The sequence below is a fragment of the Piscibacillus salipiscarius genome (assembly GCF_042685285.1).
Lineage (GTDB): Bacteria > Bacillota > Bacilli > Bacillales > Alkalibacillaceae > Piscibacillus > Piscibacillus salipiscarius.
Genome location: NZ_JBHUMZ010000008.1, coordinates 64,795 through 78,246, shown reverse-complemented (window position 1 = coordinate 78,246; position 13,452 = coordinate 64,795). Strand labels below are relative to the sequence as shown.

Here is a 13,452-nt window from a genome sequence, read left to right as displayed (position 1 = left end):
TCTTTTTGAGAAGGTAGGCATTCAGAAATGTCAAAACAAACATTTATTAAAGGTGCTCTAATTTTAATTGTTGCAGGTATGATCAGCCGATTATTAGGCTTTATTAATCGTATTGTGTTAGCAAGACTTTTAGGTGATGAAGGTGTTGGAGTGTACATGCTAGCCCTCCCAGCACTTTTTCTCATGATCACTCTGTCTCAAATCGGCATTCCAATCGCTGTATCTAAATTAGTCGCAGAAGCCACCATTCAAAATGACCAGAGGCGCGTTAGAAGAATCTTGTTTATATCCTTTGCCATTACAATAAGTCTAAGTATTGTGCTAACTATTTTATTTATTCTTTTGGCTCCAATCGTCTCAAACCACTTACTATTAGATGAACGCACCTATATTCCAATGCTAATGATTAGTCCAATAATTCCAATAATAGCTGTTTCCTCAGTACTCAGAGGTTATTTTCAAGGAAAGCAAAACATGAAACCACAAGCGATTGCTCAAGTGATCGAACAAGTCATCCGAATTGGACTTGTCTTTACGTTCATCCAGCTGATGCTACCTTATGGAGTCAGTTATGCAGCAGGTGGTGCGATGTTCGCTGTTGTATTAGGAGAACTCGCTTCATTAGGCTTTATGTATTACTGTTTTAAGACTGACAAACAACGGCCTGTATCTATATTCTTCAAAAAACATTTGGATCAACTCAGACAAACTTTTAACGATATTATGACGATTGCGTTACCGACAGCGGGAACTAGATTAATTGGCTCTGTAACTTATTTCTTAGAACCTATATTTGTATCACAAAGTTTAGTCATTGCAGGATATACCATTGCTCAAAGTACAGCAGCATATGGTCAGTTAACAGGTTACGTTTTACCACTGCTTCTTCTTCCAACGTTTATTACTCATTCGTTGTCAGTGGCCTTAATACCTTCTGTAAGTGAGTTTAATGCACTAAATCATCAGAACTCCGTGCACTACAGAATTAGACAAGCTCTAAGGTTATCTTACGCCTCTGGTGGGGTTGTTACAATCATCTTTATGTTATTTGCCCATCCAATCTTAAATTTAATATACGGAAATGTTAATGGGACCCAGTTCCTCACATTCATGGCACCATTCTTCTTACTCTTATATTTCCAAGCACCTTTGCAGGCCGCATTACAGGCACTAAACTATGCAAAACAAGCCATGGTAAACAGTTTAATCGGCTCAGTTGTTAAATTATCGACCTTGTGGTTACTTGCAACTAAGCCTTCATTCGGAATTGAAGGTGTTGTCATATCAATTATAGTTGGAATATTAGTCGTGACACTTTTACATTTTATAACGCTTTACAAAACCATTAAGTTCTTAATGCCATTTTCATTAATAGCCAAAATGGCTGGATTATTGATCATCATCTATGTAATTGGGAATAAACTGCAAGAACTTTGGACAACCGAAACGAATGTGATTCCTTTATTAGCTGCCATTTGTATATTAGTTGGGATCTATTTCATTGGTTTGATTGTATTACAAATTGTGTCAAAAGAAGAGTGGGACCAGCTCAAGAAACGAAGTAGACGTTAATCTTTAAAATCAAGAAACAACTTATTATTAGACCCTATTTGAGCAAGTGAAATATGTTTAATATCATGAATTCCTTTATTCCTTAACATTTGATAAAAATCTTCTTCTGTTAAATCAAACGCCTGAAGACCATTTTTTTGAAGCTCACCGTCAATCACGATTGGTTCGATTGAAGACGGTGGGTTATCTTTTTTTTCAAACACAGAAAGCTTGCCACTCGTCTCAAGAATGGCAAGCTCAACCTCTCCAATATCAATGACCCCATTTTCACGTAGTTGCACTAACAAATCATCCATATTATAACGCTGCTTTTTCATTTCACGTTCGTCAATATTTCCATTATTAATAATAATGGATGGACGCCCATCTAAAAACTCTCGAATCCTAGTACTTTTTAAAGAAACGTATGCACTAATCAACTGAACGATTAACAGGACAGCCATAGGTGTTAGTAGGAGTAAAAATGATTGATCAGTGTTTTCTACAGAGAAAATGGCAATCTCAGCTAATAAAACAAAAACAACTAAGTCCATAATACTCAATTCACCAATTTCTCTCTTACCCATTAATCTGAAAACGATGAAAATGGCGATATATATTCCTAGTGTTCTTAAAGTCAGTGCCCAAATATCAACCATTACCTTTTGCCACCCTTTAAGTGTAGTAACCTTTATTTTAACCCAGGTGACAAAGAGTATGCAGGACAGGTTTATAAGAAGTAACGTAATAATATATAAACTGTTGAAAGAACTAAGGATAATAAGACAATCATGAGTCCATAAAACATAAACTTAATAAAGTGTATTTTCTCACCATGAGTACTTGCAATTCCGGCTACAACGACATTAGCTGAAGCACCTAATAATGAACCATTACCGCCCAAGCATGCCCCGAGTGCTAGTGCCCACCATAAAGGATCAATGGGTTTTACACCAAAAGATTGAAACTCTTCTATGACTGGAATCATCGACGCAACATACGGAATGTTATCAACAAAACCCGAAAGAATCCCTGCAGACCATAAAATAACGAGTGATGACGTTAATGATTCTCCTTCCGTCCAGTCTATGAATGTATAAGCAATCTGATCTATAATTCCAGCCTTCTCTAGTCCCCCTACTAGGACAAATAAACCTACGAAGAAAAATAAGGTAGTCCACTCAACTTTTTGAAAAACAATGTCACTTGACTCGTCATTTTCAGAGATTAATAACATTAACAGTGCAGACAAGATCGCTATAGTAGTTAATTCTATATGCAAAAAACCGTGCAGGGTAAATGCAATGATCGTTAATAGTAAAATAGTAAGCGATTGATATAAAAGCGGTGTCACTTTAAGTGATTCTGATGGATTAAGTTTATGAATAAGTTCTAATTCAACAGACTTACTTTTTGATAGAGAATTTCTAAACATCACGTACAGAAGGAACATGGTAAACGTGTGAATAATGACAACAATAGGTCCTAGATGGATTAAAAAATCAAGAAAATCAAAATATGGTACAGCTTGACCTATCATAATATTTGGTGGATCCCCGATCATCGTTGCAGTCCCACCAACATTGGAGCTAATGATCACATTAACTAAGTATGGAAATGCTCTTAAGTTCAATTGTTTAATCATATGAAGTAATACAGGTACTAACAATAAAACAGTCGTTACATTATCAAGTAGTGCAGAACCAACAGCTGTTAAAATCCCAATCCAGAAAAACAACGCAACAGGTTTTCCGCTTACACGTTTGATCATCCATAGTGCAATAAATTCAAATATACCAGTCCTTTGAGTTATGGAAATCATGACCATCATTGAAAATAATAAGGCAATCGTACTCCAATCCACATATGAGGATAACGCTTCATCCCAGGAAAAAACGCCAAAAAGAACCATTAATGCTGCTCCAGTTGCCGCTATGAGAGCTCTATTGATCTTGTCCAATAAAAGAAAGATATAACTAATTACAAAAATTGATACAACAATCATCGCTTCCATGATCTAATTCTCCTTTACGGTTTGTCCCTTACAAATAAATACGTCTTTTCTTGGTCAAACATGCATATTTTATATTAGACAAGTTGCCAATTGGGCGTATTTTCATAAGGAGGGAATAAAATGGGTGAGCGAATGAAAGCTAGTTTCATAGGTGTCGTAGCAGTTATCGGTTTAATGTTACTTGGAAGTCTGATCATCGCATTAATTGTTAACTTTATGGACTTTTCAAAATCTGGATTTCAGTGGTTAAGTTTTATCGTCAGCGTACTAATACTTATGGTAGGTGGTTTTATAGGAGGAAGAAAAACAGAAGAAAAAGGCTGGTTAACAGGAGCAATCGTAGGAGTCATCTATATTATTGGTATTATGCTGTATCAATTCCTAGCACAAAATTCTTGGATCTATTCAAATCAAATGTTGTACTTCTTAATTTTCGTACTAGCTGCAGTCGTTGGTGGTATGTTTGGAGTTAACTTAAAGAAAGCGACAAATTAAAGAAATGAAAAAAGAGCCGCTCAATCAGAGTCGGCTCTTTTGATTAGCTAGACTGAACGACTTCACGCACAGCTGAACGATCGTATGTAAGTTTCGTTCCATCATGTACTTCTAGAACTAATGTGCCTTCATCTAAAGCATGTACAGTACCATGAAGACCACCAATTGTTATGATACGATCTCCCTTTTGTAGGTTTGTTTGCATCTCTCTAACTTGCTTTTGGCGCTTCTGTTGCGGACGAATCAAAATTAACCAAAATAACAAAATAAATAACACTATAGGTAATATGCTTCCCACGATGCCTTCCATTACAATTCCTCCTTTCTAGAAGTTCTTTGCATTAGGTTTATTAAAACCATATTGATCAAAAAATTGATCGCGAAAATCGCCTAAACGATCTTCTCTTATGGCTTCCCTCACATCACTCATTAATTTTACCAAAAAGTACAGGTTATGATAAGTCGTAAGCCTTATTCCAAGCGTTTCATTCGTTTTAATCAAATGCCTGATATAAGCTTTCGTGTAGTTTCGGCATGTGTAACAATCACAATTTTCATCTAATGGTGTAAAATCTCTAGCATACTTTGCATTTCTGACTACTAGACGGCCATTTGATGTCATACAAGTACCATTTCTCGCAATACGAGTTGGGAGGACACAATCAAACATGTCCACACCGCGAATGGCTCCGTCTACTAGTGAATCAGGAGACCCTACTCCCATTAAGTAACGTGGTTTCTCATTTGGTAGCAGAGGTGTTGTAAATTCTAAGACGCGATTCATAACATCTTTAGGTTCACCAACTGATAATCCGCCAATTGCATACCCAGGAAAATCTAATGATAGCAAGTCTTGAGCACTTTGTTTTCTAAGCTCTTCGTATTCCCCGCCTTGTACAATTCCAAATAATCCTTGTTGTTCAGGCTTTTGGTGAGCTTCAAGGCAGCGTTCAGCCCAGCGGCTTGTCCGTTCAACCGAAGATTTCATATAGTCGTAGGTGGCAGGATAAGGTGGGCATTCATCAAATGCCATCATAATATCAGAACCTAATGAATTCTGAATCTGCATGGCGCCCTCTGGTGATAAGAAGAGCTTTTCGCCACTTAAATGATTTCTAAAGTGAACGCCTTCCTCTTCTATCTTTCTCATATCACTCAAGCTAAAGACCTGAAAACCTCCAGAATCAGTAAGGATAGACCCATCCCAGTTCATAAATTGGTGAAGCCCACCTGCTTCTTCAACAATATCTTCACCAGGCCTAAGCCACAAATGATAAGTATTCGATAGTATTATATTCGCTCCAAGATCCTTCAATTCCTCCGGAGCCATTGTTTTTACTGTTGCTAGAGTACCAACTGGCATAAAAACAGGTGTTTCAAATGAGCCGTGTGGGGTCGTCACACGCCCCAAACGAGCTCCTGTTTGTTTACAAGTTTTGATTAACTCATACTTAATTGCTGTCATATTATTTAATTCACCTTCATTATAAAATTAGCATTGCATCCCCAAAGCTAAAGAATCGATATCGTTCACTTACAGCTTCTTCGTATGCTCTCAAAATAAACTCTCTATTCGAAAAAGCACTAACTAACATAATTAATGTTGATTTAGGTAAATGGAAATTTGTAATCATAGCATCAATTGCTTTAAATTGAAATGATGGATAAATAAATATATCTGTCCAACCACTTTTTTCTTTGAACTCTCCCTGTTCATCTCGAGCAATCGTTTCCAAAGTTCGGACAGATGTGGTTCCGACTGCAACAATTTTCCCATCATTTTGTTTAATCTGATTTAGCAACTGGGCTGTTTCCTGCGTCATATGATAAAACTCTGCATGCATATCGTGTTCTTTAATATTATCCACTTGAACAGGCCTAAACGTACCTAGTCCAACGTGTAAAGTGATATAAGCTATTTTTACCCCTTTAGCTTTAATTTGTTCTAATAATTCTTCTGTGAAATGTAACCCGGCTGTTGGGGCAGCTGCAGAACCTACTTCTTCAGCATAAACGGTTTGATATCGATCTTGATCATCTAATTGTTCTTTTATATACGGAGGTAGAGGCATTTCGCCTAGTTGATCTAATACCTCTAAGAAAATCCCCTCATATTCAAAACGGATCATGCGACCACCGTGTTCTTTAATTCCAGTACACTCGGCTTTTAACAAACCGTCTCCAAAGGAAAGCTTTGTTCCCACCTTTACTTTTTTTGCAGGCTTTACGAGTACTTCCCACTCATCATTTTCTAATTGTGTTAATAGTAACAGTTCTACTTTGCCGCCCGTTTCTTCTTTTTCTCCAAATAAACGAGCAGGCATAACCTTAGTGTTATTAAGAACGAGGCAATCGCCAGATTTCAAATAATCTAAGATATCATAAAAATGTTTATGATCAATCGTTTCTTGATGCCGATTTAAAACCATTAGTCTGGAACTTGCACGATCTTCTAAAGGTGTTTGTGCAATTAACTCCTCTGGCAAATCAAAATCAAAGTCTTCAATATTCATGTTGTATCCCTTCCCTCTATCTAAACCTACCAATGACAAAGAATATTAAACTTAATATAATACTGATGACGATGGAAGTCACGATTGGAAAATATACGGTTGTATTCCCTTTTTTAAACGTTATATCTCCTGGTAGCTTTCCGATAAAACTCCAAGAAAAACCTACAATGATCAAAACGATCCCAACTGTCACCAAAACTTTACCAAAATCCATTTACGGCTGAACCTCCCGGTCAAAGTGTTCATAAGCCTTAATTGTTGCCACACGCCCTCTTGGAGTTCGCTGTATAAAACCTTGTTGAAGTAGAAATGGCTCATACACATCTTCAATCGTTTGCGACTCTTCACCAATGGTTGCAGAAATGGTGTCTAACCCCACAGGACCACCTTGGAATTTATCGATAATACCTAATAAATACTTGTGATCTATGTGATCTAAACCGGCCACATCCACCTGAAGCATTGATAATGCCTTTTGTGTCGTCTCAAATGTAATGGAAGACTCTTCTCTAACCTGCGCAATATCCCTTACTCGTTTTAATAACCTGTTTGCTATACGAGGTGTTCCTCGTGAACGAGAAGCAATTTCATTCGCTGCATCTTCATTAATTCCAATTTCAAATATATCAGCAGTTCTCTTTATAATCATGCTCAATTCTTCCATATTATAAAACTCTAATCGGCTTAATACACCAAAACGATCACGAAGAGGTGCTGATAGTAAACCGGCGCGAGTTGTTGCTCCAACTAATGTAAACGGCGGAAGTTCTAACCTAACTGATCTTGCTTCAGAACCTTGTCCAATCACAATATCTAAAACAAAATCTTCCATCGCCGGATATAATATTTCCTCAACTGAACGCGGCAGACGATGAATCTCATCAATGAATAAGACATCACCCGCTTCTAAAGAAGAAAGTATAGCAGCTAAATCCCCCGCTCTCTCAATGGCAGGACCAGACGTTGTTCTAAACTGAACCCCCATTTCATTTGCGATAATGGAAGCCATGGTTGTTTTCCCTAATCCAGGGGGTCCGTACAATAACACATGATCTAGAGGTTCTTCACGCATTTTCGCCGCTTCAATAAAAATACTTAAGTTTTCTTTAGTTTTGGATTGTCCAATATATTGCGCCAGCATGGTAGGACGCAAACTTTGTTCAACAGCTTGATCATGGTGCTGAAGTTCACCAGAGACCATTCGATCATCCATTTATTTCACCTACTTTAACGCATTAATAGCTGTAAGCCTTTTTTCACAACATCATCAGTCGAACTAGCATCAAAAGCTTTTAGTTGATTTGATACACGATTAACTTCTTTAGATGAGTAACCTAATGCCTTTAACGCTTCAATAGCTTCATCATAATATTCGCTCTGACCTGAACCGACGACATGTACATCAATTGTGTCGGTTTCAACGGTTACTGTCATCCATTCACTAACCTTACCTTTTAGGTCCAAAATAATTTGGCGAGCCGTTTTCTTACCAACACCAGGATATTGTGTGATAAACTTCTCATCTTCACGTTCGATGGCGAGCGCAAAGTCATTCACACTTGTTTGTCCTACAATATTCATGGCATGTTTAGGCCCTATACCTGATACATTTAATAATTTCTTAAATAATTCTTTTTCTTCCTCTTTTTTAAACCCATATAATAACTGAGCATCTTCTCTTACATGTAAATATGTATAAACTTTAACTTGTTGGTTAAGTTCAGATTGAAAACGATACGGATTGGCGCTTAATAACTCGTAACCTATTCCCATGACATCAATAACTAAATAATCGTCTTTGATCTCAACTAATTCCCCTTTTATATACGAATACATAACGTCCTCCTATGAACAAACGTTCTATTCACATTTTAACATGATTTAAAACATAAAGAGAATAAAATGTGAAAACCTCCCCCGAGCGGAGAGGTTTCATTAAAAGTTAGCTATTGCATATTGTGATGCACTTCTTGAACATCATCTAAATCCTCTAACATATCCATCATTTTTTCCATTTTGGACTGTTTATCTTCATCTAAATCTGTATAGGTGTCAGGAAACATAGAAAGCTCAGCAATTTCAAGAGGATATGATTCTTTTAACGTATTTTTTACATTTTCGAAATCATCTACGGTTGTGTAGATTTCATATACTTCATCAGTTGATTCAATTTCCTCACAGCCAACTTCAATAACTTCTAGCATAAATTCTTCCTCGTCAGATTCAATATCGTCACGTTTGATCACGATATATCCTTTTCGGTGGAACATAAAAGATACGCAACCATTTTCCCCAAGGTTTCCATCATGCTTTGAAAAGGCGTGACGAACTTCCGAAGCTGTACGGTTTTTATTATCCGTTAGCGCTTCTACCATCACAGCTACGCCGCCTGGACCATATCCCTCATAAACGATTTCTTCATAGTTTTCCCCATCAACGTTTCCTGTTGCTTTATTAATAGCCCGTTCAATATTATCATTAGGCATATTATTGGCTTTAGCTTTATCAATAGCAAGACGCAATGCTGAATTTGTTTCTAAATCACTGCCACCTTGCTTTGCAGCCACATAGATTTCTTTTGCTAATTTCATAAAAATTTTCCCGCGTTTAGCATCTTTCGCATTCTTTTTATGCTTAATATTATGCCACTTTGAATGACCTGCCATCGTTTCTCACTCCCCTAAAAACAATTACTTAACAAGATCATAGACACTATATATTTTACCATTTTCGATTTCAGATGGTTTTCCAATTAATTCTGTAAGGATATCAGCTACTTCTTTAGGACTTCTTAACTTACCTTCTTCTTTATACTGTTTAAATTGATCGACTAATTTAAACTGATCTTCATCTGAATTGCGAATTTCTTCCTGCATACTTGTATCCATTATACCAGGACTAAAGGCGATGTGAAGATCTTTTGAGCCTGCCTCCTCTGCTTCTAGTGCAGATGTTTGTGTGTACATATTTACAGCAGATTTTGTTGAGCAATACGCGTTCCAACCATACATAGGTCGTTCCCCTGCACCTGATGACACATTAACAACAAATAAGCGTTCTGTATTAATATGTTTTTTCATCGTGTTAACAATAATCATTAAAGCTGTAAGATTAACTGAGATATGTTTTGCTATATCGTGATTCTCAATTGCACCTACAGGACCTATCGGATTTACCATGCCTGCGTTATTAACAATTAGTAGTTCTTCTAATTCATCTTTATGTAATTTTGTAACGATCTCATGTAAGACATCATTTAATTTCTCTAAATCACTTAAATCACAAGAGTGGTGATAATAAGATTGTCTGTTTTCATTAGCTAAATTTTTAAGTTCATTCGTTTTTCGTTTTCTTGAAATAGTAAATAAATTGTACCCTTTAACCAATAAATTTTTAGCTGTTTCTTCTCCTAAACCTCTTGATGCCCCTGTTACGATTGCAAATTTCATATTCATTTCCCCCATTTCATTATGTAGACGAAAAGGAGTAAACCTCCTTTTCGTTAATCCTTTTTACGATCTTCAATACGATTATGAAACTCTTCATCCACATTAATGGATATATCTGTTCTACCAGTTATATTTTCTACTACTTCTTTTACTTTTTCAATAGCTTCTTCTTCTTCAACTCGACTTGCTATGGCTATCGAGACATAAATTTGCCCCTCTGTTACAGCGACACCAGCTTCCCTAATCTCACGTAAGTTTCTTAATTCATAATATATTTGACGGTTTTGTTCATTTTGTTTTTGAAATTTTTTATCCCTTATTCTCTCACTGTTATCTGTATTTCCTAATGATTCTTCAGTCTGACGCTGCTTATAATATTCATAAGCATTCGGATACATATTATAACGTATTTTCTCTTCCGTTGATGGCTCTTGTTGCTGGTCAAACTGAATCTGCGTTGTTTCTTCACCGTCTGAGATACTTTCGTCTTTATTAGGGTTGACAAAGGTACAAGCACCTAACAGAACTAAACTCATTAAAAGGACCCATTTTTTAAACAATGAAAACACCTCCATATTCATTAGTTTGAAATAAGAGGTGTTTCTCATTCGTTTAATCTAATGTGAAATGATGGAAATCTGGTGGTGATGGTGGCAAAGCTCTTTTATGAGCTGTACGTTCATGCATTTTCAAAATTAAATTTTCTTCATCTTCATTTATTTTTTCACCACGTAAAAATGCATCAATCGTATCATAAGACACGCCCATTTCACCTTCATCTGTTTGGCCTTCCCATAACCCTGCACTTGGGGCTTTGTTAATAATGCGATTAGGAACTCCTAATTCCTTGGCCATTTCACGAACCTCAGTTTTAGTGTAATGAAGTAATGGTACTAAATCTACTCCACCATCGCCATACTTAGTAAAGTAGCCTGTATACCATTCTGCGGCGTTGTCTGTACCGACCACTAAATAATTATAATTGGTTGCAATGGTGTATAACGTACTCATGCGTAAGCGTGCTCTCAAGTTTGCATCAGCCAATTTCTTACGATCTGCATTCAAATCACTTTTAGCATTAATTTGTTCTTGAATATTGTTAAAAATTAAGTCGTGACCCTCCGTTAAGTCTACAGTTAGAGAGTTAATACCTGAACCTTCTACAACAAGATTAGCATCTTCCTCGTCTTTACCATCACTTTTACAAGGCATCAAAACACCTAATGAATTATCGGGAAATGCTTTTTTAATTAGGTATGCGACAACAGTCGAATCAATGCCGCCACTTAATCCAACCATTAGTCCATTTACATTTGCTTCGTCTACTTTCATTCTCAGCCACGTAACTAATTGCTCGATATGTTTTTCCATTCGCTAATCCCCTTTTACGCCAAATACTGTTTTATATTTTAGCACAAGTGATTTAGCTGATACAAAAGTTTAGTAATAGTAACCACCGCACCCACATGGGTTATACGGTCGGTAAAAATAATTCGGATCTGTATAGCCATACGGGTAAGGATTCATATTTGCGTATGGATTATAAGCATTTGCCATAAATTGACGCTGATCATATTGAAATGGCATTGTTGTTTGTACTGGATAATGATATGGATACATTTGAGTTGGTTGTGGGTCTACAGGAACCCAGCCTTGAAAGTCGTCGGGTAAAAATTGCTGAATAAATTCGTTGTCCTGATCATCTTCCATTGATGTGATTAACTTATCGGTCAACACAAATTCATCTTCTTTTACTCGCGGAAGTACTTTCGGTCTGTTCGGATTATGTGGTGGCGTCATACGCTTGTTGGTCACGTCTATACTAGGCTGAGTCATTTGCTTTTCTTCTTTTTTATCTAACGGTACTTTTACCTTCATTTTAGGAACTAGTTCGTTTGAGTGATCCAAATGCCTATTCATCTCAATTAGTTCTTCTGATGAAATACCATACTTCTGTGCAATGGTGTTAAACGTTTCGTCCTTTTGCACGACATGAATTCTCATGGTCATACTCCTTTCAGTTTATAATTCCCATTAACACATTATGCAAAAGCTTAAAATTGTTGAGTCAAATGCCTAAATAAAATAAGACTCGAACAGATTTATCATCATTGTTCGAGTCTTTTTATATACACCTTATTCGATAAACTCAAATTCAAAGTCTAATAAGCGAATTGTATCTCCATCTTTAGCGCCTTTTTTACGCAATGCTTCGTCCACACCCAAATGCCGCATTTGACGAGCGAATCGTCTAACTGACTCATCACGATTAAAGTCCGTCATTTTAAAGATCTTCTCAATCGTTTTTCCTGAAATAACATAGGCACCATCTGGATCTCTAGTGATATGAAGCGTATCATCGTCTTTCTCGAATTTATAAATGACACGTTCATCAGTTTGTTCTTCTTCATTCAGTGTTTCAAAACGATCCTTAGGAATTTGTTCTAACTGATCTGCAATGGCAAAAAGTAAATCTCTAACCCCTTCTTTCGTCACAGCAGAGATTGGAAAAATAGGATAATCCTCTTGTAATTGCTCTTTAAATAACTCTAAATGCGCCTCCGCATCTGGCATGTCCATTTTATTAGCGACAATTAACTGAGGTCTTTCCATCAACCTTTCATCATATTGCTTTAACTCTTCATTTATTGTGACAAAGTCCTCATAAGGATCGCGGCCTTCTAAGCCAGACATATCAATGACGTGAACGATAACACGAGTCCTCTCAATGTGTCTTAAAAATTGATGTCCTAACCCAACACCTGAGTGCGCACCTTCGATTAAACCGGGGAGATCGGCCATAACAAAACTACGGTCATCTTCTGTTCTAACCATTCCTAAATTTGGTGCAAGCGTTGTAAAGTGATAATCAGCTATTTTAGGTTTCGCAGCACTTACGACTGAAAGTAAGGTTGATTTACCAACACTTGGGAAACCGACTAATCCGACATCTGCCAAGACTTTTAATTCTAATTTAACATAGAGCTCTTCGCCTGGTTCACCGTTTTCAGCTAATTCCGGAGCACGATTACGGGCATTCGCAAATCGAATGTTCCCTCTACCACCCCTGCCGCCTTTAGCAATGACTGCACGCTGTTTATGCTGGGTTAAATCAGCAATTAAATCTCCTGTATCAGCATTTCTAATAGTTGTACCTGGAGGAACTGGGACAACTAACGGATCTGAGTTTTTACCATGCATTCCTTTACTCATCCCGTTTTCACCACGAGTGGCCTTAAAATGCTTCTGATAACGGAAATCCATCAATGTATTTAATCCCTCATCGACTTCAAAAATGACATCACCGCCACTACCTCCGTCACCACCAGCTGGTCCACCCATTGGTTCATATTTTTCACGACGAAATGCAACTATTCCGTTACCTCCGTCACCTGCTTTTACAAATACCTGTACCTGATCGACAAACATA

General features: G+C 37.0%; 16 protein-coding genes. 2 read left to right on the top strand and 14 right to left on the bottom strand.

Annotation, left to right across the window (positions count from 1 at the left end):
* The first annotated feature begins 27 nt into the window (after positions 1–27).
* Entirely contained in the window at positions 28–1,572 is a 1,545-nt protein-coding gene (gene spoVB / locus ACFSW4_RS01730; RefSeq protein ID WP_377327068.1) for a stage V sporulation protein B, read from the top strand.
* On the opposite strand, the gene ACFSW4_RS01725 is transcribed toward spoVB, so the two are convergent.
* Together ACFSW4_RS01725 and ACFSW4_RS01720 are read right to left on the bottom strand one after the other, a co-directional pair.
* The gene (locus ACFSW4_RS01725) at positions 1,569–2,210 is read right to left on the bottom strand and encodes a DUF421 domain-containing protein (protein WP_377327066.1); all 642 of its coding nucleotides are present in this window, start codon (positions 2,208–2,210) and stop codon (positions 1,569–1,571) included. The two genes, spoVB and ACFSW4_RS01725, sit on opposite strands and share 4 nt — an antisense overlap.
* A gap of 71 nt (positions 2,211–2,281) precedes the next feature.
* Positions 2,282–3,565, bottom strand: coding sequence for an ArsB/NhaD family transporter (locus ACFSW4_RS01720; RefSeq protein WP_377327064.1), 1,284 nt, complete (start codon positions 3,563–3,565; stop codon positions 2,282–2,284).
* Between the two features lie 120 nt (positions 3,566–3,685).
* Here ACFSW4_RS01720 and ACFSW4_RS01715 point away from each other — a divergent pair, with 120 nt between their 5' ends.
* Entirely contained in the window at positions 3,686–4,060 is a 375-nt protein-coding gene (locus ACFSW4_RS01715) for a TIGR04086 family membrane protein (RefSeq protein WP_054753407.1), read from the top strand.
* 43 nt (positions 4,061–4,103) lie between these two features.
* On the opposite strand, the gene yajC is transcribed toward ACFSW4_RS01715, so the two are convergent.
* The 12 genes from yajC to obgE form a co-directional block, all read right to left on the bottom strand.
* The gene (gene yajC / locus ACFSW4_RS01710) at positions 4,104–4,370 is read right to left on the bottom strand and encodes a preprotein translocase subunit YajC (RefSeq protein ID WP_377327062.1); all 267 of its coding nucleotides are present in this window, start codon (positions 4,368–4,370) and stop codon (positions 4,104–4,106) included.
* Between the two features lie 15 nt (positions 4,371–4,385).
* On the bottom strand, positions 4,386–5,525 hold the full coding sequence (gene tgt, locus ACFSW4_RS01705) for a tRNA guanosine(34) transglycosylase Tgt (RefSeq protein ID WP_377327060.1): 1,140 nt from the start codon (positions 5,523–5,525) through the stop codon (positions 4,386–4,388).
* A 19-nt stretch (positions 5,526–5,544) separates the two neighbouring features.
* Positions 5,545–6,573 (bottom strand): tRNA preQ1(34) S-adenosylmethionine ribosyltransferase-isomerase QueA, encoded by a 1,029-nt coding sequence (queA, locus tag ACFSW4_RS01700; RefSeq protein WP_054753409.1) that lies wholly within the window; start codon positions 6,571–6,573, stop codon positions 5,545–5,547.
* Between the two features lie 16 nt (positions 6,574–6,589).
* A complete protein-coding gene (locus tag ACFSW4_RS01695; RefSeq protein ID WP_054753411.1) occupies positions 6,590–6,787 on the bottom strand; it encodes a DUF2905 domain-containing protein in 198 nt (65 codons plus the stop codon).
* Positions 6,788–7,786 (bottom strand): Holliday junction branch migration DNA helicase RuvB, encoded by a 999-nt coding sequence (ruvB, locus tag ACFSW4_RS01690; protein ID WP_377327058.1) that lies wholly within the window; start codon positions 7,784–7,786, stop codon positions 6,788–6,790.
* 14 nt (positions 7,787–7,800) lie between these two features.
* Positions 7,801–8,409 carry a Holliday junction branch migration protein RuvA gene (gene ruvA / locus ACFSW4_RS01685; RefSeq protein WP_054753413.1) on the bottom strand — a complete coding sequence of 203 codons (609 nt, stop codon included), beginning with the start codon at positions 8,407–8,409 and terminating at the stop codon, positions 7,801–7,803.
* 110 nt (positions 8,410–8,519) lie between these two features.
* The gene (locus ACFSW4_RS01680) at positions 8,520–9,239 is read right to left on the bottom strand and encodes a YebC/PmpR family DNA-binding transcriptional regulator (protein WP_377327056.1); all 720 of its coding nucleotides are present in this window, start codon (positions 9,237–9,239) and stop codon (positions 8,520–8,522) included.
* A gap of 24 nt (positions 9,240–9,263) precedes the next feature.
* Entirely contained in the window at positions 9,264–10,022 is a 759-nt protein-coding gene (locus tag ACFSW4_RS01675; protein WP_377327054.1) for a (S)-benzoin forming benzil reductase, read from the bottom strand.
* 53 nt (positions 10,023–10,075) lie between these two features.
* Entirely contained in the window at positions 10,076–10,582 is a 507-nt protein-coding gene (locus tag ACFSW4_RS01670; RefSeq protein WP_377327052.1) for a YhcN/YlaJ family sporulation lipoprotein, read from the bottom strand.
* Positions 10,583–10,634: 52 nt separating this feature from the next.
* Positions 10,635–11,393, bottom strand: a complete 759-nt coding sequence (gene nadE / locus ACFSW4_RS01665) for an NAD(+) synthase (RefSeq protein ID WP_054753418.1) — start codon at positions 11,391–11,393, stop codon at positions 10,635–10,637.
* 69 nt (positions 11,394–11,462) lie between these two features.
* Positions 11,463–12,026 (bottom strand): LysM peptidoglycan-binding domain-containing protein, encoded by a 564-nt coding sequence (locus tag ACFSW4_RS01660; RefSeq protein ID WP_054753420.1) that lies wholly within the window; start codon positions 12,024–12,026, stop codon positions 11,463–11,465.
* Positions 12,027–12,158: 132 nt separating this feature from the next.
* Positions 12,159–13,451, bottom strand: coding sequence for a GTPase ObgE (gene obgE, locus ACFSW4_RS01655; RefSeq protein WP_377327050.1), 1,293 nt, complete (start codon positions 13,449–13,451; stop codon positions 12,159–12,161).
* Position 13,452: the final 1 nt, after the last annotated feature.

Excerpts from the sequence above, each read along its gene's own strand:
- spoVB (WP_377327068.1), top strand. The coding sequence starts at position 28 with ATGTCAAAACAAACATTTATTAAAGGTGCTCTAATTTTAATTGTTGCA.
- ACFSW4_RS01725 (WP_377327066.1), bottom strand. The coding sequence starts at position 2,210 with ATGGTTGATATTTGGGCACTGACTTTAAGAACACTAGGAATATATATC.
- ACFSW4_RS01720 (WP_377327064.1), bottom strand. The coding sequence starts at position 3,565 with ATGGAAGCGATGATTGTTGTATCAATTTTTGTAATTAGTTATATCTTT.
- ACFSW4_RS01715 (WP_054753407.1), top strand. The coding sequence starts at position 3,686 with ATGGGTGAGCGAATGAAAGCTAGTTTCATAGGTGTCGTAGCAGTTATC.
- yajC (WP_377327062.1), bottom strand. The coding sequence starts at position 4,370 with ATGGAAGGCATCGTGGGAAGCATATTACCTATAGTGTTATTTATTTTG.
- tgt (WP_377327060.1), bottom strand. The coding sequence starts at position 5,525 with ATGACAGCAATTAAGTATGAGTTAATCAAAACTTGTAAACAAACAGGA.
- queA (WP_054753409.1), bottom strand. The coding sequence starts at position 6,573 with ATGAATATTGAAGACTTTGATTTTGATTTGCCAGAGGAGTTAATTGCA.
- ACFSW4_RS01695 (WP_054753411.1), bottom strand. The coding sequence starts at position 6,787 with ATGGATTTTGGTAAAGTTTTGGTGACAGTTGGGATCGTTTTGATCATT.
- ruvB (WP_377327058.1), bottom strand. The coding sequence starts at position 7,786 with ATGGATGATCGAATGGTCTCTGGTGAACTTCAGCACCATGATCAAGCT.
- ruvA (WP_054753413.1), bottom strand. The coding sequence starts at position 8,409 with ATGTATTCGTATATAAAAGGGGAATTAGTTGAGATCAAAGACGATTAT.
- ACFSW4_RS01680 (WP_377327056.1), bottom strand. The coding sequence starts at position 9,239 with ATGGCAGGTCATTCAAAGTGGCATAATATTAAGCATAAAAAGAATGCG.
- ACFSW4_RS01675 (WP_377327054.1), bottom strand. The coding sequence starts at position 10,022 with ATGAAATTTGCAATCGTAACAGGGGCATCAAGAGGTTTAGGAGAAGAA.
- nadE (WP_054753418.1), bottom strand. The coding sequence starts at position 11,393 with ATGGAAAAACATATCGAGCAATTAGTTACGTGGCTGAGAATGAAAGTA.
- ACFSW4_RS01660 (WP_054753420.1), bottom strand. The coding sequence starts at position 12,026 with ATGAGAATTCATGTCGTGCAAAAGGACGAAACGTTTAACACCATTGCA.
- obgE (WP_377327050.1), bottom strand. The coding sequence starts at position 13,451 with ATGTTTGTCGATCAGGTACAGGTATTTGTAAAAGCAGGTGACGGAGGT.